The 26153-nt window shown below is 44.8% G+C and carries 26 protein-coding genes and 2 pseudogenes; 15 read left to right on the forward strand and 13 right to left on the reverse strand.

Translation table 11 applies throughout. The annotated features are described in order from the left end of the window. The first annotated feature begins 236 nt into the window (after positions 1 to 236). The gene (locus tag CHRO_RS23030) at positions 237 to 1874 is read left to right on the forward strand and encodes a CTP synthase (RefSeq protein WP_015156635.1); all 1638 of its coding nucleotides are present in this window, start codon (positions 237 to 239) and stop codon (positions 1872 to 1874) included. Positions 1875 to 1919: 45 nt separating this feature from the next. Here CHRO_RS23030 and CHRO_RS23035 read toward each other — a convergent pair whose 3' ends face one another. Continuing rightward, a complete protein-coding gene (locus CHRO_RS23035) occupies positions 1920 to 2153 on the reverse strand; it encodes a Nif11-like leader peptide family natural product precursor (RefSeq protein ID WP_015156636.1) in 234 nt (77 codons plus the stop codon). Between the two features lie 177 nt (positions 2154 to 2330). After that, positions 2331 to 2600 carry a hypothetical protein gene (locus CHRO_RS32825; RefSeq protein WP_181824225.1) on the reverse strand — a complete coding sequence of 90 codons (270 nt, stop codon included), beginning with the start codon at positions 2598 to 2600 and terminating at the stop codon, positions 2331 to 2333. On the opposite strand from CHRO_RS32825, the gene dxr reads away from it, so the two are divergent. From dxr to CHRO_RS23055, 4 genes and pseudogenes are all read left to right on the forward strand, one after another. After that, positions 2553 to 3749 carry a 1-deoxy-D-xylulose-5-phosphate reductoisomerase gene (gene dxr, locus CHRO_RS23040; protein ID WP_015156637.1) on the forward strand — a complete coding sequence of 399 codons (1197 nt, stop codon included), beginning with the start codon at positions 2553 to 2555 and terminating at the stop codon, positions 3747 to 3749. The genes CHRO_RS32825 and dxr overlap by 48 nt on opposite strands. Positions 3750 to 3835: 86 nt before the next feature. Next, complete coding sequence (locus CHRO_RS23045) at positions 3836 to 4063, forward strand: hypothetical protein (protein WP_015156638.1); 228 nt, start codon at positions 3836 to 3838, stop codon at positions 4061 to 4063. A gap of 211 nt (positions 4064 to 4274) precedes the next feature. Continuing rightward, positions 4275 to 5550 (forward strand): annotated as a pseudogene (gene iscB / locus CHRO_RS34925) (RNA-guided endonuclease IscB). Continuing rightward, positions 5528 to 6073 (forward strand): hypothetical protein, encoded by a 546-nt coding sequence (locus tag CHRO_RS23055; RefSeq protein ID WP_106167673.1) that lies wholly within the window; start codon positions 5528 to 5530, stop codon positions 6071 to 6073. Before iscB (CHRO_RS34925) ends, CHRO_RS23055 begins: the two are co-directional and overlap by 23 nt. 54 nt (positions 6074 to 6127) lie before the next feature. Here CHRO_RS23055 and CHRO_RS34930 read toward each other — a convergent pair whose 3' ends face one another. Genes CHRO_RS34930 through CHRO_RS23070 form a run of 3 tightly spaced genes read right to left on the reverse strand, consistent with a single transcriptional unit; the run spans position 6128 to position 7717 of the window. Continuing rightward, complete coding sequence (locus CHRO_RS34930) at positions 6128 to 6301, reverse strand: DUF3226 domain-containing protein (RefSeq protein WP_342669350.1); 174 nt, start codon at positions 6299 to 6301, stop codon at positions 6128 to 6130. Then, positions 6273 to 6638: a DUF3226 domain-containing protein gene (locus tag CHRO_RS23065; RefSeq protein ID WP_041462610.1), complete on the reverse strand. Its 366-nt coding sequence runs from the start codon at positions 6636 to 6638 to the stop codon at positions 6273 to 6275. The genes CHRO_RS34930 and CHRO_RS23065 overlap by 29 nt, the downstream gene beginning before the upstream one ends. Continuing rightward, a complete protein-coding gene (locus CHRO_RS23070) occupies positions 6638 to 7717 on the reverse strand; it encodes an AAA family ATPase (RefSeq protein WP_015156640.1) in 1080 nt (359 codons plus the stop codon). The genes CHRO_RS23065 and CHRO_RS23070 overlap by 1 nt, the downstream gene beginning before the upstream one ends. Positions 7718 to 7896: 179 nt before the next feature. On the opposite strand from CHRO_RS23070, the gene CHRO_RS23075 reads away from it, so the two are divergent. The 9 genes and pseudogenes from CHRO_RS23075 to CHRO_RS23115 all read left to right on the forward strand — a co-directional run bounded on the left by CHRO_RS23075 (position 7897) and on the right by CHRO_RS23115 (position 17578). Next, positions 7897 to 8379 (forward strand): adenosine-specific kinase, encoded by a 483-nt coding sequence (locus CHRO_RS23075; protein ID WP_015156641.1) that lies wholly within the window; start codon positions 7897 to 7899, stop codon positions 8377 to 8379. Between the two features lie 474 nt (positions 8380 to 8853). Next, a complete protein-coding gene (locus CHRO_RS23080; RefSeq protein WP_041463443.1) occupies positions 8854 to 9195 on the forward strand; it encodes a DUF962 domain-containing protein in 342 nt (113 codons plus the stop codon). A gap of 35 nt (positions 9196 to 9230) precedes the next feature. Then, positions 9231 to 10631 carry an amidohydrolase family protein gene (locus CHRO_RS23085; RefSeq protein WP_015156642.1) on the forward strand — a complete coding sequence of 467 codons (1401 nt, stop codon included), beginning with the start codon at positions 9231 to 9233 and terminating at the stop codon, positions 10629 to 10631. Positions 10632 to 10961: 330 nt separating this feature from the next. Next, positions 10962 to 12530, forward strand: a complete 1569-nt coding sequence (locus CHRO_RS23090) for a B12-binding domain-containing radical SAM protein (RefSeq protein ID WP_015156643.1) — start codon at positions 10962 to 10964, stop codon at positions 12528 to 12530. 214 nt (positions 12531 to 12744) lie between these two features. Further along, positions 12745 to 13467, forward strand: coding sequence for a rhomboid family intramembrane serine protease (locus tag CHRO_RS23095; RefSeq protein ID WP_015156644.1), 723 nt, complete (start codon positions 12745 to 12747; stop codon positions 13465 to 13467). 76 nt (positions 13468 to 13543) lie between these two features. Next, positions 13544 to 14179: a methyltransferase domain-containing protein gene (locus tag CHRO_RS23100; RefSeq protein ID WP_015156645.1), complete on the forward strand. Its 636-nt coding sequence runs from the start codon at positions 13544 to 13546 to the stop codon at positions 14177 to 14179. A 183-nt stretch (positions 14180 to 14362) separates the two neighbouring features. After that, a pseudogene (gene iscB, locus CHRO_RS34935) lies at positions 14363 to 15638 on the forward strand (RNA-guided endonuclease IscB). A gap of 177 nt (positions 15639 to 15815) precedes the next feature. Further along, complete coding sequence (gene nadD, locus CHRO_RS23110) at positions 15816 to 16436, forward strand: nicotinate (nicotinamide) nucleotide adenylyltransferase (protein WP_015156646.1); 621 nt, start codon at positions 15816 to 15818, stop codon at positions 16434 to 16436. 128 nt (positions 16437 to 16564) lie between these two features. Then, positions 16565 to 17578 carry a type I glyceraldehyde-3-phosphate dehydrogenase gene (locus CHRO_RS23115; protein ID WP_015156647.1) on the forward strand — a complete coding sequence of 338 codons (1014 nt, stop codon included), beginning with the start codon at positions 16565 to 16567 and terminating at the stop codon, positions 17576 to 17578. Positions 17579 to 17644: 66 nt separating this feature from the next. Here the strand turns inward: CHRO_RS23115 and thiL are convergent, their stop codons facing one another. The 5 genes from thiL to glnA all read right to left on the reverse strand — a co-directional run bounded on the left by thiL (position 17645) and on the right by glnA (position 23036). Continuing rightward, positions 17645 to 18688 carry a thiamine-phosphate kinase gene (gene thiL, locus CHRO_RS23120; RefSeq protein ID WP_015156648.1) on the reverse strand — a complete coding sequence of 348 codons (1044 nt, stop codon included), beginning with the start codon at positions 18686 to 18688 and terminating at the stop codon, positions 17645 to 17647. Positions 18689 to 18744: 56 nt separating this feature from the next. Next, entirely contained in the window at positions 18745 to 19422 is a 678-nt protein-coding gene (locus tag CHRO_RS23125) for a lipoate--protein ligase family protein (RefSeq protein ID WP_106219021.1), read from the reverse strand. 198 nt (positions 19423 to 19620) lie between these two features. Beyond that, on the reverse strand, positions 19621 to 20115 hold the full coding sequence (locus tag CHRO_RS23130) for a YbjN domain-containing protein (protein ID WP_015156650.1): 495 nt from the start codon (positions 20113 to 20115) through the stop codon (positions 19621 to 19623). Positions 20116 to 20274: 159 nt separating this feature from the next. Further along, the gene (locus CHRO_RS23135; RefSeq protein ID WP_015156651.1) at positions 20275 to 21330 is read right to left on the reverse strand and encodes a class I SAM-dependent methyltransferase; all 1056 of its coding nucleotides are present in this window, start codon (positions 21328 to 21330) and stop codon (positions 20275 to 20277) included. A gap of 284 nt (positions 21331 to 21614) precedes the next feature. Then, positions 21615 to 23036, reverse strand: coding sequence for a type I glutamate--ammonia ligase (glnA, locus tag CHRO_RS23140; RefSeq protein ID WP_015156652.1), 1422 nt, complete (start codon positions 23034 to 23036; stop codon positions 21615 to 21617). Between the two features lie 369 nt (positions 23037 to 23405). Between glnA and apcB the strand changes: the two genes are divergently transcribed. Then, positions 23406 to 23915 (forward strand): allophycocyanin subunit beta, encoded by a 510-nt coding sequence (apcB, locus tag CHRO_RS23145; RefSeq protein WP_015156653.1) that lies wholly within the window; start codon positions 23406 to 23408, stop codon positions 23913 to 23915. A 91-nt stretch (positions 23916 to 24006) separates the two neighbouring features. Here apcB and CHRO_RS23150 read toward each other — a convergent pair whose 3' ends face one another. From CHRO_RS23150 to CHRO_RS23155, 3 genes are read right to left on the reverse strand one after another with little or no spacing between them, the layout of a single operon-like run. After that, positions 24007 to 24927 carry a sugar-binding transcriptional regulator gene (locus CHRO_RS23150; protein WP_342669351.1) on the reverse strand — a complete coding sequence of 307 codons (921 nt, stop codon included), beginning with the start codon at positions 24925 to 24927 and terminating at the stop codon, positions 24007 to 24009. Further along, positions 24809 to 25240 carry a hypothetical protein gene (locus tag CHRO_RS33945; RefSeq protein ID WP_245570508.1) on the reverse strand — a complete coding sequence of 144 codons (432 nt, stop codon included), beginning with the start codon at positions 25238 to 25240 and terminating at the stop codon, positions 24809 to 24811. Before CHRO_RS33945 ends, CHRO_RS23150 begins: the two co-directional genes overlap by 119 nt. After that, positions 25230 to 26033, reverse strand: a complete 804-nt coding sequence (locus CHRO_RS23155; RefSeq protein ID WP_015156655.1) for an SDR family NAD(P)-dependent oxidoreductase — start codon at positions 26031 to 26033, stop codon at positions 25230 to 25232. Before CHRO_RS23155 ends, CHRO_RS33945 begins: the two co-directional genes overlap by 11 nt. Positions 26034 to 26153: the final 120 nt, after the last annotated feature.

Below are 26153 nucleotides of genomic sequence, written 5' to 3' on the forward strand. Positions count from 1 at the left end.
ATAATCCGAAAAGTTTTTTCACGCCAAAATAGGAGAATAGGGTATCGTAGGGGCGGGTTTACCTAGAATACCTGTTATCTAATAAGTATGCTTAATAAATCCGCCTGTACAGGAGTGGGGAGTCGGGGATTTTGACTTTCAACTTTTGACTTTTAACTTCTCCCTTCCCCCTCAAGAATATGTCACAATTATCGGGGTGAATGGCTGGAAGTTGCCCAAGATTAAGAAAAACTACTATGACTAAATTTGTGTTTGTGACTGGTGGCGTAGTCTCCAGCATTGGTAAGGGTATTGTAGCGGCAAGCTTGGGACGGCTGCTCAAATCGCGAGATTATTCAGTTTCTATTCTCAAACTCGACCCCTATATTAATGTCGATCCAGGTACGATGAGTCCCTTTCAACATGGGGAAGTTTTTGTCACCGAAGATGGCGCGGAAACAGATCTAGACTTAGGACATTACGAACGTTTTACCGATACTTCCATGTCGCGCCTCAATAGCGTCACGACTGGTTCAATTTATCAGGCAGTAATTAATAAAGAACGGCGTGGTGATTACATGGGGGGAACAGTACAAGTCATTCCCCACATTACGAATGAAATTAAAGAAAGGATTCAGCGCGTTGCCAAAAATACGAATCCCGATGTCGTCATTACCGAAATTGGCGGTACGGTGGGAGACATCGAATCGCTACCATTTCTCGAAGCAATTCGCCAGTTTCGTAAGGATGTAGGGCGACAAAACGTCTTGTACATGCACGTTACCCTCGTTCCCTGGATTCCTTCGGCTGGGGAAATGAAAACCAAACCGACACAACATTCTGTTAAAGAGTTGCGGTCGATCGGGATTCAACCAGATATTTTAGTCTGTCGCAGCGATCGCCCCCTACCCGACGGTCTAAAAGCAAAAATGGCTGAATTTTGTGACGTATCTGTTGAATGCGTCATTAGCTGTCAAGATGCCAGCAGTATCTATGAAGTCCCCTTAACTTTAGAAACAGAAGGGCTGGCACAGCAAACCATAGAATTGCTGCAACTCGGACAACGCCAGCCCGATCTCTCGCAATGGCAAACTATAGTACAACGACAAGCCAACCCCACTCACCAAGTTGAAGTTGCCATTGTTGGTAAGTACGTGCGTTTAAACGATGCTTATCTATCAGTAGTAGAAGCTTTGCGCCATGCAGCGATCGCGACAAATGGCGAATTACACCTGCGTTGGATCAACTCGGAAGATTTAGAAATAGAAGGGGCAGACGCTTTACTGCAGGGCGTTCATGGTATCGTCGTCCCTGGAGGCTTCGGCGTGCGCGGTGTAGATGGCAAAATTGCCGCTGTAGAATACGCCCGCGAACATCAAATTCCGTTCCTCGGTTTGTGTTTGGGAATGCAATGTTCTGTAATTGAATGGGCGCGTCATGTTGCACGTTTGGAAGATGCCCACAGCGCAGAGTTTGCCCCTAATTGTCAATATCCCGTAATAAATCTTTTGCCAGAACAGCAAGATGTCGTCGATTTAGGTGGAACCATGCGGCTAGGGTTATATCCTTGCAGTCTCACACCCAATACCCTAGCGCACGCACTGTATCAAAAGCCCCTAATTTACGAACGCCATCGCCATCGCTACGAATTCAACAACGCCTACCGCAACCTATTTTTGGAGTCGGGATACGTCATTAGTGGCACTTCCCCCGATGGACGCTTGGTAGAAATTATCGAACTCCCCAGCCATCCATTTTTCATTGCCTGCCAATTTCACCCAGAGTTTCAATCTCGCCCTAGTACGCCCCATCCTTTATTTAAGGGGTTTATTGAGGCGATCGCTCGACGATCGCAACCAGAGGCGATCGCGCCAACTCCAGTAGAAGTATCATAGAGCGGTTAGTAGAGACGTTATATGTAACGTCTCTCAAAGTGGACATTATCTAGGCATTAAACGCCGTCGTGGAGAAATCCCTGGGTTGATTACCGCAGCCATCTCTTCAGGAGTTAACTTGCTAATTTGAGCATCCAATTCAGCAACTGTGAATTTGTATCCTCGTTCAGATGCAATCTGAATGAAAGCTTCTGGTTCAGTTGTAGCCTTAAGTCTAGCTTGCAATGCGTCGTCTTGCAGTACGGCTTTAAAAAAGCGGGCAGCATGTTCTTGGGTCATATAAATCTCCTGCTGTTAAAGAGGAATTAAATCTAGTGACTCATTAGCGAAGTTTGACAAAGTTAACTCCACTCCCCACCCAAACTGCGATCAAATGAGATCGCACCTAATTTCGCAAAGATTTTGTCTAGCTGCTCCTGTATCTGTGAGCATAGACCCTTTTCTGAAAAAAATTCATCAAATCTTGATATAAATTAAAGTTTTTGGTAACAATGTAAACAAAAGTTGGTAATGGGTAGTTGGTAACGGGTAGTTGGTAGTTGCTTCCTTGTCCCCCTTGTCCCCCTTGTCCCCCTTGTCCCCCTTGTCCCCCTTGTCCCCCTTGTCCCCCTTGTCCCCCTTGTCCCCCTGCTCCCTGCTCCCTGATAAAGTGGTATTGCTGCTAATTCTGAAACAATCGTGAAAGCAATTACTCTCCTGGGATCGACTGGCTCTATTGGTACTCAAACTCTGGATATTGTGGCACAGCACCCCGACCAATTTCGGATTGTCGGGTTGGCGGCTGGACGCAATGTAGAGATGCTGGCGGCGCAAATTCGACAGTTTAAGCCGAGTATTGCTGCTATTTGCGATGTAGATAAGTTACCAGAATTGAAAGAAGCGATCGCAGATCTCGACTCGCCACCGATTTTACTAGCAGGGGAAGAGGGTATTGTAGAAGTTGCCCGTTATGGCGATGCCGAAAGTGTGGTGACGGGAATTGTCGGTTGTGCGGGATTGTTACCGACAATTGCTGCAATTGAGGCGGGTAAAGATATTGCTTTGGCAAATAAGGAAACTCTGATTGCGGGTGGTCCTGTTGTCTTACCATTGGTAGAAAAATACGGGATTAAACTGTTACCCGCAGATTCAGAACACTCGGCGATTTTTCAGTGTCTTCAAGGCGTACCGGGACGTGGCTTGCGGCGAATTTTACTCACGGCTTCTGGGGGTTCTTTCCGCGATTTACCTGTAGACAAGTTAGCAAATGTCACCGTTGCCGATGCTTTAAAACATCCTAACTGGACGATGGGACGGAAAATTACGATCGATTCAGCGACGTTGATGAATAAGGGATTGGAAGTCATTGAAGCTCATTACTTATTTGGATTAGATTACGATCGCATTGATATTGTCATCCATCCCCAAAGTATTATCCATTCTCTGATCGAACTACAAGATACTTCTGTATTAGCACAGTTAGGCTGGGCAGATATGCGTTTACCGTTGCTATATGCCATGTCATACCCAGAGAGAATTTATACTAATTGGAAGCAATTAGATTTGGTAGAAATTGGTAGTTTAACTTTTAAAGCCCCAGATCACGAGAAATATCCTTGTATGCAATTAGCATATAGCGCGGGTCGTGCGGGTGGATCGATGCCAGCAGTTTTAAATGCAGCTAACGAGCAAGCTGTAGCTTTATTTTTAGAAGAAAAAATCCGCTTTTTAGATATTCCTCGTTGTATCGAACTAGTTTGCGATCGCCATGCATCTGATAATTGTTCGACTCCATCTTTAGCTGACATCGTAGCAGCAGACCGTTGGGCAAGACAAGAAGTATTAACAGCAAGCGAAGATCTTAGTAGAGGCGATCGTTTAATTTCCTTACGATAGATCGATCGTCAAACTTTTGTCCATCTAACCTGCTCAACTATAGGTTCAATTGTTTTGACTTTTAACTTTTAACTTTTGACTTTTCCATGATTGAGTTTGCTATCAAGTGGGGTACGAAGACATTTCCTACTGAATATATTGCTCTATGTATCTCTATTTTGGCAGTCGTCGCCACTTGGGGCAATTTTTGGAACTCAAGAAGAACGTTTGCGGCTGCTAACTATCCTAAATTAAGAGCAGAACTCAACTGGTTGCCAAACCGAATCTTTCCTAGCTGTAGTCTGTTCAATGAAAGTCAGCAACCCCCGACTTGAAGTCGGGGGCTTCAGGCAGATAACCTGAAGCCCTAGTTGACCAGACTATCGTTTGAGGCAAGTGTTAAAGACCTACTTTAGGATGCTTGCTAGTCCTGAACCCTAGAACCAGACGATTAAACAGACTTATTGGGTTAAGTCAGTGTCGTTTGGATAGTTACCGACCTCAAACAATGTCGAAGCAAACATTACCTGTAAAAAGGATGCAGCAATGCAAAATTACGTTTTTGTTGTTGACACAAATAAACAGCCTCTCAACCCAATTTCTCCAGCAAGAGCTAGAGAATTGTTGACTAAACAAAAAGCCGCTGTATTTAGAATGTATCCCTTTACAATTATTCTGAAACACGCTGTTTTAAACCCTGCACCAAAGCCATTAACTATTAAGCTAGACCCAGGCAGCAAAGTTACGGGACTGGCGATTTTAGAAGGAGAAAATGTTATTTGGGTTGCCGAACTTGAGCATAGAGGAGGAATAATCAAAAACGCTCTCTCTGCTAGGCGTTCTTTACGCCGCAGTCGCAGGAATCGTAAAACTCGCTATCGTCCAGCACGTTTTGATAACAGAAAACGTAAAGAAGGATGGCTACCTCCATCATTGATGCATCGGGTTTTGACTACTGAGACTTGGGTTAAACGGCTTTGCCGCTACGCACCAATTGCTCAAGTTGTCATGGAGTTGGTTAAATTTGACACTCAAAAAATGCAAAATCCCGAAATAGATGGTGTTGAATACCAGCAAGGGGAATTAGTAGGGTATGAGGTACGCGAATACTTGCTCGAAAAATGGGGACGCAAATGCGCTTATTGCGATACATCAGGCGTGCCACTCCAAATTGAGCATATTCACCCACGCGCCAAAGGCGGCAGTAATCGAGTTTCAAACTTATGTTTGAGTTGCCAACGGTGCAATATCAAAAAAGGAGTCAAATTGATTGAAGAATTTCTGAAAAAGGATAACTCTAGACTAGAAAAAATCAAGCAACTAGCCAGGAAGCCTCTAAAAGATGCCTTTCTCTGTTAGTGCAACTCGATGGAGCTTGTTTCATACTTTGAAAAACCTCCTACCAACGACGTATTGTTCGGGCGGACAGACGAAGTACAACAGGACTCGTCTTGAGTTAAACAAGCAACATTGGATTGATGCTGCTTGTGTTGGCGATGTCGAAACAATTCGCTGACTCACCGAACAATCATTACGAATTAAATGTACTGGTTGGGGAACTCGTCAAATGTGCGGAACTGACAAATATGGATTTCCGATTCGTCACAGAGAGCGAAAACAAGTCCATTTTGGCTGTAGAACAGGCGACATTGTTAAAGCTATCGTTACTTCTGGAAAGAAAGCAGGAGAATATGTTGGTCGGCTTTCATGTCGTAAAAGTGGCAGCTTTGATATTACCACTACATCAAGCAGAGTAGCTGGAATCAGCCATAGATTTTGTACTCCAATTCACAAAAAGGATGGTTATTCGTATGGATTTTGAGAACTGCGGACGGCAGTTAAAACTGCCTACCGTCGTGCTTCCTCCCTGGTCTAAAGACGGCAGGGCTTCCGCACGACTTGTTACTTTCGGTGATAAAATTTCTGCTAACGACGTTCATATTACCGTGAGTGTGGCTCGGAGCGATCGCTGGTATTTCGATCGCGAAAGATGGTTTACTTACGAATACGCAGAATTAGCTAGACTCAAACCGTTAGAAGGTTTTCCCCCTCCTCCAGAAGATGATTTGGTTCAATGGTGTCAAACCAGAGGTTATAAACAAAGGTTATTTATTCCAGCCGAATCTGCGCAACTGCAAGAAATCGTTCGCCAAATTGCTCATTCGGATGTCTATTATATCCATCTCAAGGTAGCTTATACATCTAACGTATTTGGAGCTAATAGAGTATGTAAAATTTCTCGAACATATAGAATAGAGCGCCAGCAAAATATGTCAAAATTACCATCAAAAGATGAAGTCATCTGGGAGATAAAAGAAGAAACACGAACCATACACCAGGAGTGAGGTTTGAAATCCAGGTATTTATTGCAATTAACAGTTTCAAACTAATTAGATTTTTCAAAGAGACAAGAAAAACTGCTTTAAGCGATCGAATTCTGGACTATTCCAAGGTAAATAACCAGCTTGTGCTGCTTGTCCTAAACGTTTGTCTGGTTCAATTTGTGCCGATAACCATGCATGTATTCGTGCTTTTGCAAGACTTTTAGGATTTTGTCCTATTTTTTGATATATTTAGTATGCTAATTTGAGGAGTAGTGGTAGTTATCTCTCCTAGTTTATTTGGAACAGGTAATCTGGCATTTCTTAACCCACTACAAATACTCTGAAATGCACTTCTAGCGGAATCATCTGCATCGCGTGTAATTCCTAAAGAGGTAATTTCTCTATAACCAGAAATCTGTGGTAGAGTTTTTAAAAATCTCCCTAATCCTGGTTTACCTCCATACTCTAGTACCTGTACATCAGTAATATTAAGCTGGGATAACAAGGCATTAAAAAATAATATTTCTTCCGAACCTTCTCCAATTAAAAGTTTAGGTTTAGAGATTTGCGTTGGTCTAGCAGGCATTAACGCATCTCCAAATTCATTTCATCAGAGGTTGCTAAAGTTTCTCTGTCATAAGTTATTGCTTGAATATCATTGTTAACCTGCTCAAGTCGATGGTAACGAAAATCATATTTCTCGCTAGTCTCAAATGCTTTATGAGCAGCTAATATACATTCATAACTATGGGTTGTTGCAAATATTTGTACGTCCGACCTTCTAGCAGCATCAGCTATGGCTCTCCAAACATCTACTAAAACTGAGTAATGTAAGCCATTTTCAATTTCATCAATTAAAACAATACCACCTCTAGCGGTTGCAATAGCTAATATAATAGAAAGTAATCGTCCCATCCCTTCACCCATAAGCGTTAGCGGTACAAGTTCTCGCATACCAATATCGCCGTGAACAATTAGTCCTCTACCTACAAGTAGTAAGGTAAGCCGCTGCAATCGTGGTTCTAGCAGACGTAAGGCTTTTACGATCTCATCTTGCTTGCCTACACGCTCCAAATTGCTGAAACGTTCAGCATCTTCTCTATGAGAGCGTGTGTTAGTAGTAATATATATACCTACAAAGGGAAATCCTTCAGGAAATCTAGGATATGACTTTTGCGCTCGACCATCAGCTCTTAAAAAGTTTCGAGTAACTCCATTGGGATATTCATACTCAAATACTAATCCGTCATACTTCCTAAAACCTGTCATGAGTGATTCATTTGTTCTAAAAGGAATTGTTTCGTCTTCTTGAAAAAGCGGTACTGACATTTGACTCATTTCATTTGCCATAAAAATTTTTAATGAACGCTGTATATTACTTTGTTCTATCGTATTAATATTAATAGTTCTTTCAAGCTCTTGCTCGTAAAAGATATTTCTCCACTCTTCAAGCGTCTTGAAGCGATCGCGAGACGCGAGACTACGAATCTGCTCAATTCTAAGAACTGCATCGTAACCAATTGGATTAATAGAAATAAAAATAGCTTCTAATAAAGATGTTTTACCAACATTATTTTTACCAGAGATCAAGTTTATTCTTTCCAGTGGCTCAATAGTGAAACTTTGGAAGCAACGAAAGTTTTTGAGCGTCAACGATCGCAACATAACTTAACCTATAGATTATGCACCATAAAAATCTTCTACCACTATCAGCTTATCTTGTTATGCTTTAATACCGTCAGAGAAGGCAATTGTCCTAGTAAATTTCTAAAACGCGATCGCATCCATAGAAAGCGCGATGATATTGTTGAGGTTTGTAGCAGAGGAATCTTGAGGAGGGAAAAATGGAACTCAAATCTGTGGCGATGGAAATTCCTGAAGGTAGCAATATTATCATCGGTCACAGTCACTTTATTAAAACTGTGGAAGACTTATACGAGATTGTCGTCGGGATCTCTGCCCAAGCAAAATTTGGGATCGCTTTCTGTGAGGCTTCTGGTTCCTGTTTGATCCGCACTGCCGGAAATGATAAAGAACTACAAGATATAGCTACTAAGAACGCTCAGGCGATCGCGGCAGGACACAGTTTCGTGATTCTGATGAAACAAGCCTACCCGATTAACTTCCTCAATGCAATCAAACAATGCCAGGAAGTCTGCAATATCCATTGCGCGACAGCAAATCCAGTAGAAGTCATCCTAGCGGAAACTCAACAAGGACGAGGAATCTTGGGTGTTGTAGACGGATTTTCCCCCAAAGGTGTAGAGAACGCTGAGGACATACAAGCACGACAAAAGTTTTTACGCCAAATTGGATATAAGCTTTGAAAAAGTCAAAAGTCAAAAGTTAAAAGTCAAAACTGAGGAGTCAGGAGTAAGTACAATCTGTTTCACGCACCACTCACTACGCACCACTCACCAATGCCAATCCCTGAAGTGTCATAATACCGCTTTGGTAAAGCTAGGTAAATTAGGTTTAATACAAGGGTCAGTTTGTGTCTGCTGCTTTCGAGTGGCGATCGCTGCTAGAAAAACGCTTCTGTGTAATACTTAAGCGAGGCAAAATATAATGATGCAAATATCTTATATGCATTATATTTAAACTGCAAAAATAATGAAGCAACAGCCCGAACACAACGAACTGTAAGGCACGCAGGAGTCTAAAGACTTATGCTATTGACTCGGTCAAACACAAAATCTTAGAAGAATATTACAGTAGTAGAAATTTTTGGCAATAGCATCGTTAATATCTTTACAATACAGCTTAAAGTTGGCGTGCGGCGTACCTGGAGGAATGTTAAGTTGAGTTACTTCCAAGAAGCTAAAGCATATTTCATAGCGAGTCATCAGAACCCGATCAACATATTTTTACATCATTTAACAGTCTTACTGGCGATATCGGCGGTTGTATTGCTGTTCTACGATTGGCGATGGACGCTAGTTTGTCTGGTACTGACACAAGTATTCGCGATCGGCGGACATGCATTTTTTGAGAAGAACAAACCTGCATTTGTCAAGTACCGCAGCGGAATTATGATTCCCGTTTCGATTTCTTGGTCGTTCGAGAATTTATTTGGCTTGCGTCAACTTTGGCGCTATTTCAATCAAGTCAGAAGCCAGAAGTCAGAAGTCAGAAGTAATTGATAGCTACTCACTCTTAAGACATTTGAGGAAAATTCATGTATCAAGGTTTACCAGTTATTGATGCAGATGCCCACAAGCTTGAAAATCCCTTAGTCATGCGGGATTATCTAGAGCCAAAGTATCGCGATCGCGTGGGGATGGTAATCGATAGTCTGGGCGATCAGCGGGCGCGGGTAGTCGATTTTAACCCCGCTACAGGCAAAAACGATCTAACGCGGATGTTTCCCCAGCCTCAAGGCATGGGGAAAGGTGGATTTCGTAACTTACACCCAACAACTACTTTGGGCGCAACATTCAACCGCCTGCGGATTGAAGATATGGATCGGGAAGGGGTAGACGTACACGTAATTTTCGGTACGTTCAACCTGACATTTTCTAGCATCTTAGATAAAGACTTAGCGATCGCCCTATGTCGGGCTTATAACGACTATATTGCCGAAGATTGTCGTCCATATGGCGATCGCCTCAAACCAATTGGTGTCATACCTCTACAAGATGTCGATGCGGCTGTCGCCGAAATGCGTCGCTGCGTCAACGAACTAGGAATGATTGGTGTCGGTGTCGCCCCAAATATGCCCATTCCCCACCCAAAAGCACCCCAGGCTTTCCCCGATATCCGCAGTTGTAAGCCAATTAGCCATCCTGACTTCAGACCAATTCTACAAGCAGCAGTAGATTTAGATATTGCACTGGGAATCCACGGTGGTCCAGGTTCTTACATGATGGGCGGAATTTCTGACTACATGGAAACTTTTGTCCTGACTCACATCTTCGTCCAACGCAACCAACAGCAGCACGCTTTGGCGCGGATGGTATTTGATGGGGCATTTGAACAGTTTCCCACCTTGCGGGTTGGCTTTTTAGAAGGCGGTTGTGGCTGGCTACCGGATCTCGCCCATTCTTTCCACGAACATTGGGAAAAACGCATCCGCGATTTCGATCCCAAAAATCCTTATCGTCCTTCGATGATGGATGTTACGAAATTGATGTTGCAAGAACGCAAAGGACGCGATCGCGCTAACATCATCAACATGACCAAGAATCTCTTCGATCTATTGTGGAATGCCGAACACGACCCCGCCAAGATCGATGATTCTAGCCTGTACGAGCATTATGACCTGCGCCATCGCGACCCGATGGAATATTTTGAACGGGGACAAATCTTTACTTCCTTTGAATCCGACGATCCCGCACCCGCCTACTTACCCGTAGCAATGGGTGAGATTGGCAAGCACCTAACTTGCTTCTCTGGAGACTACGGACACTGGGATGGTGTATTGGAAAACTGCGTCAAAGATGCAGCGGGAGTCGCTGATTACGATCGCGAACACTTAGCGTTATTGCTAGGAGGTAATGCCTTAGAGTTATATGGCGATCGTCTGCGTCGTTCTCTCCCTAGCTACCTGACAGAACAGACGGCTGCTAGCGTCAGCTAACCGATCCCCCCTACCCCCCTTAAAAAGGGGGGTGTTTAAATCTCAGTCCCCCTTTGTTCAGGGGGATTTAGGGGAATTTAAATCTCAGTCCCCCTTTGTTCAGGGGGATTTAGGGGGATCTCAGATCGGTGCGGAGACTACCCCACCTTACATTTGCGTAATTTTTAGTATCGCTGGGTTCAACAAAGTAACACAGGCTGCTAAAGTGATCTCAACTAGAACCTGCCTGTAAATAAAATAAAACTAATTATTTGCAGTTTTACAACAGAACAACTTAAAGACAATCGGAACAATAATGCAACCATTTGATGTTGCAAGGGGTGGTGTTAAATGCGAGTTTTACTCCTATATCCTCTTTTTCCCAAATCATTTTGGTCTTTTGATAAAGCGATCGAACTAATTGGTCGTAAAGTGGCAATGCCTCCACTGGGACTAATTACAGTGGCAGCAATTTTGCCTCAAGAGTGGGAATTTCGCCTCGTAGACCGTAGCGTGAGATCTGAAACAAAAGCAGATTGGGAATGGGCAGATTTGGTCATCATCTCAGGGATGATCGTCCAGAAACCAGATATGCTGCATCTAATTAGAGAAGCAAAGCGACATGGAAAATTAGTCGCCGTTGGTGGTCCCTACGTCACCTCCGTACCGGAAGCAGCCAAGGCAGCTGGGGCAGACTTTTTAGTATTAGATGAGGGTGAAATTACCTTACCGATGCTAGTAGAAGCGTTGGCAAGAGGCGAGACTTCTGGTATTATCCGCTCTAACGGTGAAAAGCCCGATGTCACGACCACACCGGTTCCCAGATACGACTTGCTAGATTTAAGTGCCTACGCTGATATGTCAGTGCAATTTTCGCGCGGCTGTCCCTTCCAGTGCGAATTCTGCGACATTATCGTGTTGTACGGACGTAAACCACGTACTAAATCTCCGCAACAATTATTGGCAGAATTGCAAACTCTGTACGATTTAGGCTGGCGGCGATCGATTTTTATGGTGGATGACAATTTCATCGGCAACAAACGCAACGTCAAGCTGTTATTAAAAGAACTCGGTCCTTGGATGGCAGAAAAAGGATATCCTTTTAGCTTTTCTACCGAAGCATCGGTAGATTTAGCCCAAGACGAAGAACTTTTAGATTTGATGATTGCGGCTAACTTTAACGCCGTATTTCTAGGAATTGAAACGCCAGATACTGATAGCTTAGAACTAACACAGAAATTCCAAAACACTCGTAACTCCCTGATTGAATCAGTACAAAAAATCAATCGGGTGGGGCTGAGAGTCATGGCTGGTTTTATTATGGGCTTTGATGGCGAAAAACCTGGAGCAGGCGATCGCATTATCGATTTTGTGGAAGCAACTGCAATTCCTCAAGCTTTATTCAGTATGCTGCAAGCCCTGCCAAATACTGCTTTGTGGCATCGCCTTCAAAAAGAAGGACGTTTACTCGAAGGTAGGGGAGTAGCAAATATTCACCAAACAACCCTGATCAATTTTATTCCTACCCGTCCTGTAGAAGACATTGCCCAAGAGTATGTTAGATGTTTCTGGGAACTGTACGAACCCAGTCGCTACTTAGCTAGAGTTTACCGCCACTTCCGGCTCATGAAACCGAAATCTCTGAAGAAAAAGCTGCGGATGCCAGGTTTGATTGAAATACGCGCCATATTAACTATCTGTTGGCGACAGGGAATTAAGCGAAATACGCGCTGGCAATTTTGGCGGCAATTATTTTCGATGTTGCGGCATAATCCTAGCGTGTTTGAATCATATATCATCAACTGCGCCCACTTGGAACACTTCGTCGATTATCGCCAAATCGTCCGCGATCAAATTGAGTCACAACTAGCAGAACTCGCAGCCTTAGAAGCTACCATGCAACCGCAGCAAGTCGCTTAGAAAAGTCAAGAGTTAAAAGTCAAAAGTCAAAACTGAGGAGTCGGGGAAGAAAGAGACAAGGAAGACAAGGGGGACAAGGGAGAAAACTACCAATTACCCATTACCTACTCTCACTGGTCACTGGTCACTGATAATCTACCTGTAGGCTAGAAGCAATTTTTGGTGAAATCCGCTACTGTGTGGCTAGTTTCATCAATTTTGGCTAAAAAGCGTCATGGTTCCCATCCGCGATAACGTCCCGACGAAGATCGTTCCCTACGTCACTTATGGACTGGTTGCAGCTAATATTCTCGCCTTTATTTACGAGGCAGATTTGCCACCGCAACAATTAGATGGTTTTTTTCATCTATTTGCTGTCGTTCCTAGAGAGTTAACAGCTAGTTTTGCCGGAATTACTGTAAATCAACCCGTACCAGAGTGGATTACCCTCATCACCTCCCAATTCCTCCACGGAGGATTGTTGCATTTGGGAGGCAATATGTTGTTTCTCTGGATTTTTGGCAACAACGTTGAGGATCGTTTAGGACACGTCAAATATCTAATTTTTTATCTTGCCTGCGGCGTATTGGCAGCACTGGCACAATGGTTCTTTTCTCAATCTTCTGGTATTCCTTCCTTGGGTGCAAGTGGGGCGATCGCCGGAGTGATGGGTGCGTACATTCTCCGCTATCCCACAGCTGAAGTTCTGACTTTAATCCCACTGGGATTTTTCTTTCCCGCCGTCCGCATTCCTGCGTTTTATTTCCTGGGATTCTGGTTTTTGCAACAAGCTGCTTACGGTGTTGCCAGTTTAGAAGCTCGAACTAATATTGGCATGGAAAGCGGCGGTATTGCTTATTGGGCGCACGCAGGCGGTTTTCTGTTTGGTGCTGTTCTCGGCTTCCTGTTTGGAATGCTAAAAACGGAACCGCAAGACCAATATTCACAATACAGTTGACAGTTATTAGTGACTAGTGGCTGGTGACTAGAATTGAATCTGGTTCCACTAGTCATCAGCCACCAACCACTCATCAATGACAAATTCAGAATATTGGGAAAACCGCTACCAAGTAGGAACGGCACGCTGGGATATTGGACAAGCCGCACCACCATTTGTCAGTTTATTAAATTCTCCTCAAGCCCCAAAACCTGGTAAAGTTGCAGTTTTGGGTTGCGGTCGCGGTTATGATGCCTTACTATTTGCACAGTATGGATTTGATGTCATTGGAATTGACTTTGCTCCTAGTGCAATCGCCTCAGCAACGGAATTAGCTCAAGCAACGGGTAGTTCGGCAAAATTCTTAGAGCGCGATATCTTTGAATTATCAGCAGAGTTTCCCCATTATTTTGACTATGTATTAGAACATACTTGCTTCTGCGCGATCGCCCCATCTCAGCGCCTAGCCTATGTCAAATTAGTCCGAGAAATATTACAACCTCAAGGACGACTCATCGGTTTATTCTTCACCCATTCTCGCTCAGGTGGACCACCCTTCGGCAGCACTCCAACCGAGATCCGCAACCACTTTACTCCAGACTTTGAAATTCTCTCTCTCGAACCCGTCACAAATTCAGTTCCCGAACGCCAAGGAGAAGAACATTTAGGAGTGTTTCAGGTAACAGTCAGCAACCCCCGACTTGAAGTCGGGGGCTTCAGGCAGATAACCTGAAGCCCTAGTTGACCAGACTATCGTTTGAGGCAAGTGTTAAAGACCTACTTTAGGATGCTTGCTAGTCCTGAACCCTAGAACCAGACGATTAAACAGACTTATTGGGTTAAGTCAGTGTCGTTTGGATAGTTACCGACCTCAAACAATGTCGAAGCAAACATTACCTGTAAAAAGGATGCAGCAATGCAAAATTACGTTTTTGTTGTTGACACAAATAAACAGCCTCTCAACCCAATTTCTCCAGCAAGAGCTAGAGAATTGTTGACTAAACAAAAAGCCGCTGTATTTAGAATGTATCCCTTTACAATTATTCTGAAACACGCTGTTTTAAACCCTGCACCAAAGCCATTAACTATTAAGCTAGACCCAGGCAGCAAAGTTACGGGACTGGCGATTTTAGAAGGAGAAAATGTTATTTGGGTTGCCGAACTTGAGCATAGAGGAGGAATAATCAAAAACGCTCTCTCTGCTAGGCGTTCTTTACGCCGCAGTCGCAGGAATCGTAAAACTCGCTATCGTCCAGCACGTTTTGATAACAGAAAACGTAAAGAAGGATGGCTACCTCCATCATTGATGCATCGGGTTTTGACTACTGAGACTTGGGTTAAACGGCTTTGCCGCTACGCACCAATTGCTCAAGTTGTCATGGAGTTGGTTAAATTTGACACTCAAAAAATGCAAAATCCCGAAATAGATGGTGTTGAATACCAGCAAGGGGAATTAGTAGGGTATGAGGTACGCGAATACTTGCTCGAAAAATGGGGACGCAAATGCGCTTATTGCGATACATCAGGCGTGCCACTCCAAATTGAGCATATTCACCCACGCGCCAAAGGCGGCAGTAATCGAGTTTCAAACTTATGTTTGAGTTGCCAACGGTGCAATATCAAAAAAGGAGTCAAATTGATTGAAGAATTTCTGAAAAAGGATAACTCTAGACTAGAAAAAATCAAGCAACTAGCCAGGAAGCCTCTAAAAGATGCCTTTCTCTGTTAGTGCAACTCGATGGAGCTTGTTTCATACTTTGAAAAACCTCCTACCAACGACGTATTGTTCGGGCGGACAGACGAAGTACAACAGGACTCGTCTTGAGTTAAACAAGCAACATTGGATTGATGCTGCTTGTGTTGGCGATGTCGAAACAATTCGCTGACTCACCGAACAATCATTACGAATTAAATGTACTGGTTGGGGAACTCGTCAAATGTGCGGAACTGACAAATATGGATTTCCGATTCGTCACAGAGAGCGAAAACAAGTCCATTTTGGCTGTAGAACAGGCGACATTGTTAAAGCTATCGTTACTTCTGGAAAGAAAGCAGGAGAATATGTTGGTCGGCTTTCATGTCGTAAAAGTGGCAGCTTTGATATTACCACTACATCAAGCAGAGTAGCTGGAATCAGCCATAGATTTTGTACTCCAATTCACAAAAAGGATGGTTATTCGTATGGATTTTGAGAACTGCGGACGGCAGTTAAAACTGCCTACCGTCGTGCTTCCTCCCTGGTCTAAAGACGGCAGGGCTTCCGCACGACTTGTTACTTTCGGTGACTAGTGACTAGTGGCTGGTGTCTAGAAAAGAGTCTAGCCACTGGTTCCACTAGCTACTAGCTACTCACAAATGACGAATGACAAATGACAAATGACAAAATAGGCATTTTCGGCGGTACTTTCGATCCGGTACATTGGGGACACTTGTTGGTTGCTGAGAGTGCTTGCAGTCAAGTTGGATTAGAACAGGTGATCTGGGTAGTCAATTCTCGCCCACACTACAAGCAATCGACACCATTTCAGCATCGGTGGGAAATGGTACGACAGGCGATCGCAGATCGTCGTGATTGGGAAATCGCACCCCCATCGGATACTTTTATGAAAACCACCTATGCCAGCCAAACTTTGCAGGCACTGCAAGCAAATTACCCTGATAGTCGTTGGCACTGGATTTTAGGGTTAGACACGTTTCTCACCTTACCCCGTTGGTATCATCGCCAGGAAATTGCCCCTGCTTGCGAGTGGTTAGTCGCTCCGCGTCCATTATATGAGTCAGAAAGTCCCCCAATTCAGGTATTATGCGATCGGGTAGCACAACAGTTAGCCACTGAATCAACATACATTCGCTGGCAAATTATCGATCTACCTTTAGTAGGAATTTCGGCAAGCTTAGTCAGGCAATACTGCCGCGATCGCCGTTCGATTCGCTACTTTGTCCCTGAAGCAGTGAGAATCTATATTGGCGATCGGCAGTTATATACATAACGATCCCAATGATTTGTGTGCTTTTTCTGTCAATGTCACTGAAGCTAGTTTAGAATAGAGCGCCCTTTGCGATATGATCGATTGTCAATAATAGGTATTTAATTCACTACACCAGAGGGCAAGACGCTGTGATTAGAGTTGCAATCAATGGTTTTGGGCGGATCGGACGTAACTTCATGCGTTGCTGGCTTCTGAGAGACAGCAGCGATATCGAAATAGTCGCGATCAACGATACTTCCGATCCGAAGACCAACGCTCATCTGCTGAAGTATGACACCATGTTGGGGACTTTAAAAGGCATCGACATCAGCGCAGATGAAAATTCGATTATCGTCAAGGGTAAGACGGTTAAATGCACCTCCGATCGCAATCCAGAGAACTTGCCTTGGAAAGACTGGGATATCGATCTCATTATCGAATCGACAGGTGTATTCACCAGTCGGGAAGGGGCAACCAAACACTTGAACGCTGGTGCAAAGAAGGTGCTGATCACGGCTCCAGGTAAAAATGATGATGGTACGTTTGTCTATGGCGTAAACCATCACGAATACGCGCATGAAACGCACACAATCATAAGCAACGCTAGCTGTACCACGAACTGCTTAGCGCCCATCGTCAAAGTGCTGCACGAAAAATTCGGCATCATCAAAGGCACGATGACCACCACCCACAGCTACACTGGGGATCAAAGATTACTCGATGCCAGCCACCGCGATGTCAGACGGGCAAGAGCCGCGGCTATGAACATCGTTCCTACATCTACTGGTGCTGCTAAAGCAGTGGCTTTGGTACTACCAGACTTGAAAGGTAAGCTGAACGGTGTTGCTTTGCGCGTTCCTACTCCTAACGTCTCAATGGTAGACTTGGTTGCTCAGGTTGAAAAGCCAACCTTTGCTGAAGAAGTCAATTCCACGTTGAAGGAAGCTGCTGAAGGCTCCCTCAAGGGTATTCTAGAATATAGCGATCTACCGCTAGTATCCTCGGATTACCAAGGTCACGATGCTTCTTCCATCGTTGATGCTAGCTTGACGCTTGTTATGGGCAACGACCTAGTTAAAGTCATGGCTTGGTATGACAACGAATGGGGCTACAGCCAACGGGTGTTAGATCTAGCTGAGTTAGTTGCTAGAGATTGGAAATAGGAATTTGTCATTAGTCATTGGTCATTAGTTAAAAGCAAATGACAGATGACAATTGACCAATGACGATTAAAAATGTTGAAACCCCCGATCGCGGCTGAGAATCCGGTCGGGGTTTTTGTTAGTGCGATCGCATAGTATTATTTCCAATTCTGCGGTGATTTCGCCAATAATTGCCGCTCCTTCACCCAAATGTTCGATCAGGGCTTCAGCTGGTTGTTGAGGTAGACACAGAACTAACTCAAAATCTTCGCCGCCATACAAAGCCCATTCTACAGCCTGTTCTGCGGTAACTAAATCAGACAAAGCTGGAGGAATCGGAATTCGATCGCGATCGATCCTCGCACCAACACCGCTCATTTGGCAAATTTGGACGATCGCATCGGCTAAACCATCGCTGCTGTCCATGCCAGAAATGGGGAATTCGGAATTCGGAATTCGGAATTCGGAATTAAATGCTCTCTTTGCCTTCCCTACATCTCCTGCTAAAATTTCTTGCAAAATAGGTAAGACATCTAAGCGGGGTTTGGGGCGTTGGTGCGCCTGGATGAGAAAGGCGCGATCGCGATCGCTCAGATTTTGCCCGATTTCTGGATGTATGAGCAATTCTAAACCAGCACGAGAAGCACCATGAAAGCCTGTGATGGCGATCGCATCTCCAACTTGCGCTGTATTGCGATAAATCGTCTGGTTTGGCTCCACTTTGCCAAAAGCTGTAATCGAAACTGTAATAACTGGAGAACGACAGACATCTCCCCCTACAATCGGAGTTTGATGTAGTTTCAAACATTCATCCATGCCTTTGTAGAGGCGTTCTACCCACTCAACAGGAACCTCACCAGGTAATCCCAAGGCAACGGTAATTCCGAGCGGTCTAGCCCCCATTGCAGCTAAGTCAGAAAGGTTAGCCGCAATCGATCGCCACCCCACATCTTCTGGACTAGTGGTAGCATCGCTAAAATGTACCCCATCCACTAGCATATCTGTGGTTACCACCAGAGATTGTTCTGGCGATGATGATATTACAGCTGCATCGTCACCGATAATTTCTGCCGGACAAAAACGCTGTAACCGCTCTAATAAACCTTGTTCGCCAATATCTTTAACTTTCACAAGAAGTCGGGAGTAGAGAGCAGGGAGCAGAGAAGAAAAGGCGTTTTGTGGTAGCTTTAATCACAATCCAAATATACTTTTTCCCATTCTTGCTCGGATAATGGTTGTACGGCGAAGTCAACATGAAAACAATTTTTGGCAGATGCAACTAAAGCATTTATAACTAATTGAATTAAATCTTCCCCTCGTCGCAGAGGTAACTTTATCGCAGCAAACGCCTCTGTGCCAAACACTTGAGCAAACAAATCCTCATCTGGTTCCAGCCGCATCGAACCATGTTGAAGGATAACACCACCCCGCCTTAGTTGAGCGCTACCAATTAATTTTGTCCCATCCTCCAAGACGAGATCCGCTCCCGTTGCCGTACCAAAGCAGTTAGGGTTGTGAATGTACCCTCGTCCAGCCGTACCATAGTGTAGCTGGATGCCGAGCGATCGCCACCCCTGAATCAGAAATTCACAAATTTGTTGGTATGCCTGAGTGCGACTTCCAGATAATCCTGACATCACCACGGCATAGGTTAAATCGCCTTGATGTAAAACTGCTCTACCTCCCGTTGGACGGCGTACCAAATCGAGCGCCCTACCATTCCAAATTAAATTTTGCCAGCGATCGGGATACTGATGTTGATGGTAGCCAAGAGAAATTGCTGGCGGCGACCAAGTGTAAAACCTCAATGTAGCAGGCATTAGACCTAATTGATGCTGCTCTACTAAATAGCGATCGATCGCCATTTGGACTGTTCCTGGCGCTTCTAGGTGAGGAATTAACCGCCAAATGCGGGAGTCGGGAGTTGTAGGGGCGGGTTTAGTAAAAGCTTCATGGCTCACGTCAATTAATCTTCGGTCAAAGCCCGCCCGAGGGGAGCCGGGGGACAAGGGGGACAAGGGGGAAGGCGGAATTAACTACCAACTACCAACTAACAACTACCACTAATTAGCAAATTCTTGTTGTAAAGCCTCGTCATTATCATCGGCGATCGTAGCTACGACTGTAATCAGGCGGGATACCTCGCCAGCAGAAAGTTCTGCTACAGTGCGGGTAGACAAAACCACAATTTGCTCGTCAAAGATACCGAAACTGGCTTCAAAGGTATCAGACCAGTTCATTTCTAGTAACCGTCGCATTAAACCAGCATCGTTTTTGGTGGGTAATTTTAATACCGCAGACCAAACTTTGAACGTGTCTTCATCGGTTTGTCCGGTTAGTTGCACGAAGACTTCAACGCTACCATACTTAAACTTCCATAAATAGCTATTCTGAGTATGACTGACCATTGCACTTTCATCTTGCTGCAAGCTTGCAATGACAGTTTCGATCACCTCTACATGGTTAATGCCAGTACCTTCAACTAACTCTTCGAGGATTTCTTCGCTAGACATAGAGTCACTTACTACCGTTGCCGGATCTGGTCGATCGCTCGTCATAGAAATGCCTTCTAACAGCTATGAGGTCTTCTAGACCCAATTTATCGCTTTTAGGTATAGCAATTGCCTGTCTTTAGCAATAAATCTTAACTTTCTCCCGTCATTCAAAGGCGGTGGCATCGTCACCGCCTTCGATCGCAATTTTTCCACTCGCAGTTGCTACACTGGCTTACATGCTACCAATACCTTACTCATGTATTGGACTTCAGCAGTGACATTCTCAAAACCTGCCTTTTCCAGACGCTCTACTAAGTCATCTGTCATGTAATGTCTGTAGTAGGGCTCGTGGAAGGTTTCGTAGAAGCCTGTCATGGCTGGCTCCATTTCTGGAGAATCGCTCATCTGAATCGAGTCGCAGATGATAAACCTACCACCTGGCTTGGTGACTCGGAAAGCTTCTTCGATAACTCGCTGCCGTGCGACTGCTGGCAGTTCGTGGAATAAGAATACGCTAGTTGTAGCGTGGAAGTAGTTATCCATGTATGGCAATTCTTCGGCATTAGCTTGCAGCAATTGCGGTAGTTCCCCAGGAATTTGAGACAACATTTGATTGGCTTTGCGCAAATAGGCTGGGGATAAATCCGTACCGAACAACGCCGCTTTGGGTAAAGCAGCGCGAATCATTTTTAGAGTGCGACCAGTACCGCAAGCAATATCGAGAATCTTAATTTGGCTAGCGGGTACATCGTCAAAATCACTCAATCCTTGCTTCAAGGATGCAAGAATCCGCCGCCGCATGGCATCAGCCGAGCCACCAAATAGAATCTCTACTTGTAAATCGTAGAGATTGGCTGACAGGTCGCTCAAATAACCACCCGTTTGATGATGGAAATTTTGCAGGTAGTAGCTGGGATAGCCGGCAATATCTAAATTCGAGTCAAAATCTTGGTAGTTTTTTTGTTTGGCTCTTTCCCAAATTTGCGGCAAATCGAACCATACAGCCGGATAGTAGAGGAAGAACTCATCCCAAGGATTATCGAACAGGATATTGTGGGGATAGACTCCTGCCTCGGCATCTTGCCAGTCTACTTCTAACAGTCGTTCGTAACGCTGATTGATTTTCTGTAGCAAATCGAGCGGTAAGGGTTTAGACTTGCGATCGCTCGGCGAAACTAGGCTCATTACCCGCGTGCTGAGTATCTTGTGAGCGAGTCCGAAGTAATTTTTGCTCTGCTGAAAAGTTTGATATGTCAGTTTTGTTAAAGTGTCAGCCATAGGTAGTTGCTGGAATCAGTTTTGAGTCGGTCTTTACCTAATCTTTAATTTATTGTAAATAAGTGTTACGAAAAATTCCTAAATCTTTCGATAGGTCTGGAGATTTTTGGTGAAAAATTTTTGGACAAGGGAGACAATGTAGGGGCGGGTTCACCAGCAATCTCTGAGATCCAACCAAATATCCCTGCAAACCCGCCCTAACATGTTTACCGCATGAAAAAAGCCACCTGCAATTTGGTGGCTGAAAACTCATTTAGCGATGTAGAGGCGTTACATGTAACGTTCTAGCAATCGTAGTAGAGGGCAAATTCATAAGGATGGGGGCGTAACCGCATCGGGTTAACTTCGTTGTCAAGCTTGTAAGCAATCCAAGTTTGAAGGAAATCTTCCGTGAATACTCCAGTTGACGTTAAGAATTCATGGTCTTTTTCCAATGCTTCTAGAGCGTCTTCTAACGAGCCTGGAGTCGAAGGAATTTTGCTTAACTCTTCTGGCGACAAGTCGTAGATATCCACGTCTAAGGGTTCGCCAGGGTCGATCTGATTCTTAATTCCGTCTAGTCCAGCGCAAAGCATAGCAGCAAAGGCTAGATAAGGGTTAGCCGTTGCATCTGGACAACGAAACTCTAACCGCTTAGCTTTGGGATTGGGTCCAGATAGCGGAATGCGGATGGAAGCAGAGCGGTTACCTTGAGAATAGGCAAGGTTTACAGGCGCTTCAAACCCAGGGACTAAACGCTTGTAAGAGTTAGTCGTGGGATTGGTTAAAGCTAAAAGTGCAGGAGCGTGCTTGAGGATACCACCAATGTAATGCAGCCCCATTTCGCTCAAGCCAGCATACTTATCACCTGCAAACAAAGGCTGCCCATCTTTCCAAATTGATTGATGGGTGTGCATCCCAGAGCCGTTGTCGTTGAACACTGGCTTAGGCATAAAGGTGATAGTTTTGCCATACTTTCTGGCAACATTTTTGATGACGTACTTATAAATCATCAAATTGTCAGCCGACCTAATCATGGTATCGAAGCGAATACCAAGTTCGCACTGTCCGCCTGAAGCAACTTCGTGGTGATGCTTTTCGATTGGCACGCCACACTTAGCCATCGTCAGCAACATCTCAGTCCGCATATCCTGAGATGTATCTGTTGGCGCAACTGGGAAATATCCCTCTTTGTAGCGGGGTTTGTAGCCCAGGTTGCCACCCTCTTCTTTTCTACCTGTATTCCAACGCCCTTCAATGGAATCTACGTGGTAGTATCCTTCGTGCTGATTTTGGTCGAAGCGGACATCATCAAAAATGAAAAATTCGGCTTCTGGACCAAAAAAGGCTGTGTCACCGATGCCTGTGGAGATTAGGTAGTCTAGGGCTTTTTGAGCAATAGAGCGAGGATCGCGGGCGTAAGGCTCTCCTGTACGAGGTTCAATAATGCTACAGATTAGGCTTAGAGTCGGTTCTGCCATAAATGGATCGATCCAAGCGGTTTTTGGATCGGGAACCATTGCCATATCTGATTCATTAATGGCTTTCCAACCGCGAATACTAGAACCATCGAAGGCTACGCCGTCGGTGAAGCTACTTTCTTCAATTTGGTTTTGGTATACCGTCAAATGCTGCCAAATTCCAGGCGTGTCAATGAATTTTAGATCGATGACTTGAATGTTCTGATCTTGAATCATCTTCAAGACTTCTTGTGCGGTTTCGGGCATGGTGACTCCTTAATCTGCCAATGACTGAATGGAACTATTGCACTCTCAGCTTGCTGCCACGATGTGGTTTGCTGGAAGCCAGATCTTGCCACATTTGAATCATCCTAGAAAGAGAGTGAAGGCAATTTTGTAGTTTAAATGACAAAACGTCTGCCTGGAGGCTTATATTAGTTATTCCTTAACAAGCTGTATTAATTGGGACGCATGGATGGTTTCTCATCGGGGTCAAATTTAGCTTAAAATCCTTAAAGAGCAATGGTTTGCTTGTAGGCTTTCAGGCTTGAGGTGGCACGGTCAGTTGTTAACAAGTGCAATTCCTTAGCTCAACAATATCAAACCACAGATAGGAAAAATTCGGAGAGCAATCAAATGCGGGATGCAATAACAAGCTTAATTGGGACTTACGACGTGGCAGGACGGTACTTCGATCGCACTGCCTTAGAACGGCTCAAGTCCTACTTTGACACCGGAACGGCACGGGTTCAAGCAGCTGCAACAGTTAACTCAAATGCTGCATCAATTGTCAAGCAGGCTGGTTCGCAATTATTTGCCGAACAACCAGAATTGATTCGTCCTGGTGGTAATGCCTATACAACGCGGCGCTATGCTGCTTGTTTGAGAGATATGGATTATTACCTCCGTTATGCGACTTACGCGCTGGTAGCTGGCAATATGGATGTGCTAGACGAGCGCGTGCTACAAGGCTTGCGGGAGACTTATAATTCTCTGGGCGTACCAATTGGTCCTACCGTGCGCGGTATCCAAATGATGAAGGATATTGTGAAGGCACAAGCAGTAGCAGCTGGCGTAGAAAATACAGCTTTTATCGATGAACCGTTCGATCACATGACTCGCGAATTGAGCGAACGGGATATTTAATTGGTAGTTGGTAGTTGGTGGTTGGTAATTGGTGGTTGGGCGATCGCGTTCTGTTTAAATTATGAAGGCGATCGCTTTTTTACTGGCTAATTCAGATTTTGGCAAGAATTGTTTGAGCAGCTGCTTCATCGATAATTAACCCTGTAATTAGCTTGCCGCTTAAAGCAGCTAAAATGGCTTCTACCTTTTTTACGCCACCTGCTACACCAATAACGAGCCGCTGCGCGGGTTGTTCGAGCGGTACGCTGGCGACACGGCTATTCGTTCCCTGTTGCAGCAAAACTCCGTGGCGATCGTACGCCCAGCCTGCAATCTCCCCCACTGCACCCAGTTCGACTAATTCAGCTACCTCGTCATCGTTAATAAAGCCATTTTGATGTAATGGGGCATTCCAATCAATCTGACCGATACCGACAAATGTTGCCTTGGCTTGCTCGGCAAGGGTTTTGACGGCGATGAACGATCGCTGCGTCTGCAACAGTTCCCGTTCTTCAACACTAGTCGCTACAACCGGAGTCGGTACGGGATACGCTTGCGAACCAACCCGCTCTGATAAATGCATCACGACTTCATGATGACCTGCCCGCCCGTAATGAGACATATTACCAATAGTAGAAACAATTTTATGCTGCGGTCGCTCCATTGACGGGATCTGCTCCACCATCGATCGCAATGTTCGCCCTGAAGTAAATGCCAATACTGTAGGCGTTTTTGCAATAAGATACGTTTCTAAACAGCTAGCAGCACGCACGCCAATACCGTTGAATGTGTCGCCACTTCCCGCGTCACTCGGTACGACTTCGCAAAGCGATAAATCGAATTTGTCGCGTAGCGCTTCAGCTAGAGCAATGCATTCACTCAAGGGATGATCGAGCCGAAATTTGATCAGCTTTTCACTCACTGCCAGCGCAATTAGGCGTTGTGCCGCTTGCCGAGACACGCTGAGCTTTGCTGCAATTTCTTCTTGCGTATTTCCGGCTATGTAATAGAGCCATGCAGCATGAGCTGCCAGATCTAACTTGCGATCGCGTCGCTCCGAACCAGTTTCTCCCATATCCTACCTTCAGGATTTGTATATCTCTCAAAAGGAAGATTGAATCTTCGAGCATATGCTCAAAGCAAGGCATTTTGCTCAGTTCTTTACAAATTATTAAAAGTGGTAATGGGGAATTGGTAATTGGTAGTGGGTCATTGATAGTCACCTCCTTGTCCCCCTTGTCCCCCTTGTCCCCCTTGTCTCCCTTGTCCCCCTTGTCCCCCTTGTCCCCCTTGTCCCCCCTTGTCCCCCTTGTCTCCCTTGTCCCCCTTGTCCCCCTACTGTCCACCCGTAATCTCCAAGTTAAACCCAGTAATATAGCTGGCTTCTTCACTCATGAGAAACGCTACACCGTTAGCAACTTCTTCTAAGCTTCCCAAACGGCGCATTGGGACTGAATCGATCATCTGCTGCTCGACGACTTTGGGATTGGAATCAAAGTATTGAGATCCTACAGATGCCTGTAATTCTGTCTGTCGCGTCCACATCATGCCAGGACCGATTAACGCTGGAGAGAGTGCATTGACTCTAATACCATAAGGAGCGAGATCCTTTGCTGCTGTCTGAGTCATGCCGACAACCGCAAACTTAGAAGCAGCGTAAGCCACCATGTTCGGTGGACCTACTACCCCCGCATAACTTGCCGTATTGACAATTGCCCCGCCGCCAGATTCGCGCATATGTTGTGCGGCAGCCTTGAGAACGTGAAAAACACCGACAACATTGATGTCAATGACTTTTTGAAAGTCATCTTCTGGGTACTCGTCAGTCTTGGCAAACAAACCTTGATAGCCTGCATTATTAAAAACATAGTCGATCCGTCCCAATTGCTCTACAGCCCCAGCAAAAGCTTTGGCGACATCTTCAGAGGTTGTGACATCACAGCCAAATGTGGCGACTGGAACGTTGTACTCTGCTAGTTCTCGCGCTACATCTACCATTTTGGTTTCGTTTAAATCCCAGAGTGCCACACCTGCACCATTAGCAGCAAAACGATGTGCGGTCGCTTTGCCAATGTCTCCTGCACCGCCTGTAATCAGGATGGTCTTACCCGCAAAGTCATAGGTGGCTCTTGCTGTCATTGGTTCTACCTATTGTTGAAGAATTATTGCAAATACTCATTGACTTCTCATTTTTTAAATCGAGCCGAGTACGATCTCTATTATTGAGCTTTTGCCCAAGTCTAGAGCATAAAATCAAAA

Origin of the sequence: Chroococcidiopsis thermalis PCC 7203 (assembly GCF_000317125.1) — a bacterium.
Classification (GTDB): Bacteria; Cyanobacteriota; Cyanobacteriia; order Cyanobacteriales; family Chroococcidiopsidaceae; genus Chroococcidiopsis; species Chroococcidiopsis thermalis.

What these genes read in the sequence shown, in the direction of transcription:
- CHRO_RS23090 (WP_015156643.1), top strand. Translation starts at nt 10,962, where the DNA reads ATGCGAGTTTTACTCCTATATCCTCTTTTTCCCAAATCATTTTGGTCT.
- CHRO_RS23125 (WP_106219021.1), bottom strand. Translation starts at nt 19,422, where the DNA reads ATGGCGATCGATCGCTATTTAGTAGAGCAGCATCAATTAGGTCTAATG.
- glnA (WP_015156652.1), bottom strand. Translation starts at nt 23,036, where the DNA reads ATGCCCGAAACCGCACAAGAAGTCTTGAAGATGATTCAAGATCAGAAC.
- CHRO_RS23130 (WP_015156650.1), bottom strand. Translation starts at nt 20,115, where the DNA reads ATGACGAGCGATCGACCAGATCCGGCAACGGTAGTAAGTGACTCTATG.
- nadD (WP_015156646.1), top strand. Translation starts at nt 15,816, where the DNA reads ATGACAAATGACAAAATAGGCATTTTCGGCGGTACTTTCGATCCGGTA.
- CHRO_RS23100 (WP_015156645.1), top strand. Translation starts at nt 13,544, where the DNA reads ATGACAAATTCAGAATATTGGGAAAACCGCTACCAAGTAGGAACGGCA.
- CHRO_RS23075 (WP_015156641.1), top strand. Translation starts at nt 7,897, where the DNA reads ATGGAACTCAAATCTGTGGCGATGGAAATTCCTGAAGGTAGCAATATT.
- CHRO_RS23085 (WP_015156642.1), top strand. Translation starts at nt 9,231, where the DNA reads ATGTATCAAGGTTTACCAGTTATTGATGCAGATGCCCACAAGCTTGAA.
- CHRO_RS23045 (WP_015156638.1), top strand. Translation starts at nt 3,836, where the DNA reads ATGATTGAGTTTGCTATCAAGTGGGGTACGAAGACATTTCCTACTGAA.
- CHRO_RS23070 (WP_015156640.1), bottom strand. Translation starts at nt 7,717, where the DNA reads ATGTTGCGATCGTTGACGCTCAAAAACTTTCGTTGCTTCCAAAGTTTC.
- CHRO_RS23095 (WP_015156644.1), top strand. Translation starts at nt 12,745, where the DNA reads ATGGTTCCCATCCGCGATAACGTCCCGACGAAGATCGTTCCCTACGTC.
- CHRO_RS23030 (WP_015156635.1), top strand. Translation starts at nt 237, where the DNA reads ATGACTAAATTTGTGTTTGTGACTGGTGGCGTAGTCTCCAGCATTGGT.
- CHRO_RS23135 (WP_015156651.1), bottom strand. Translation starts at nt 21,330, where the DNA reads ATGGCTGACACTTTAACAAAACTGACATATCAAACTTTTCAGCAGAGC.
- apcB (WP_015156653.1), top strand. Translation starts at nt 23,406, where the DNA reads ATGCGGGATGCAATAACAAGCTTAATTGGGACTTACGACGTGGCAGGA.
- CHRO_RS23065 (WP_041462610.1), bottom strand. Translation starts at nt 6,638, where the DNA reads ATGCCTGCTAGACCAACGCAAATCTCTAAACCTAAACTTTTAATTGGA.
- CHRO_RS23055 (WP_106167673.1), top strand. Translation starts at nt 5,528, where the DNA reads ATGGTTATTCGTATGGATTTTGAGAACTGCGGACGGCAGTTAAAACTG.
- CHRO_RS23035 (WP_015156636.1), bottom strand. Translation starts at nt 2,153, where the DNA reads ATGACCCAAGAACATGCTGCCCGCTTTTTTAAAGCCGTACTGCAAGAC.
- CHRO_RS23155 (WP_015156655.1), bottom strand. Translation starts at nt 26,033, where the DNA reads ATGACAGCAAGAGCCACCTATGACTTTGCGGGTAAGACCATCCTGATT.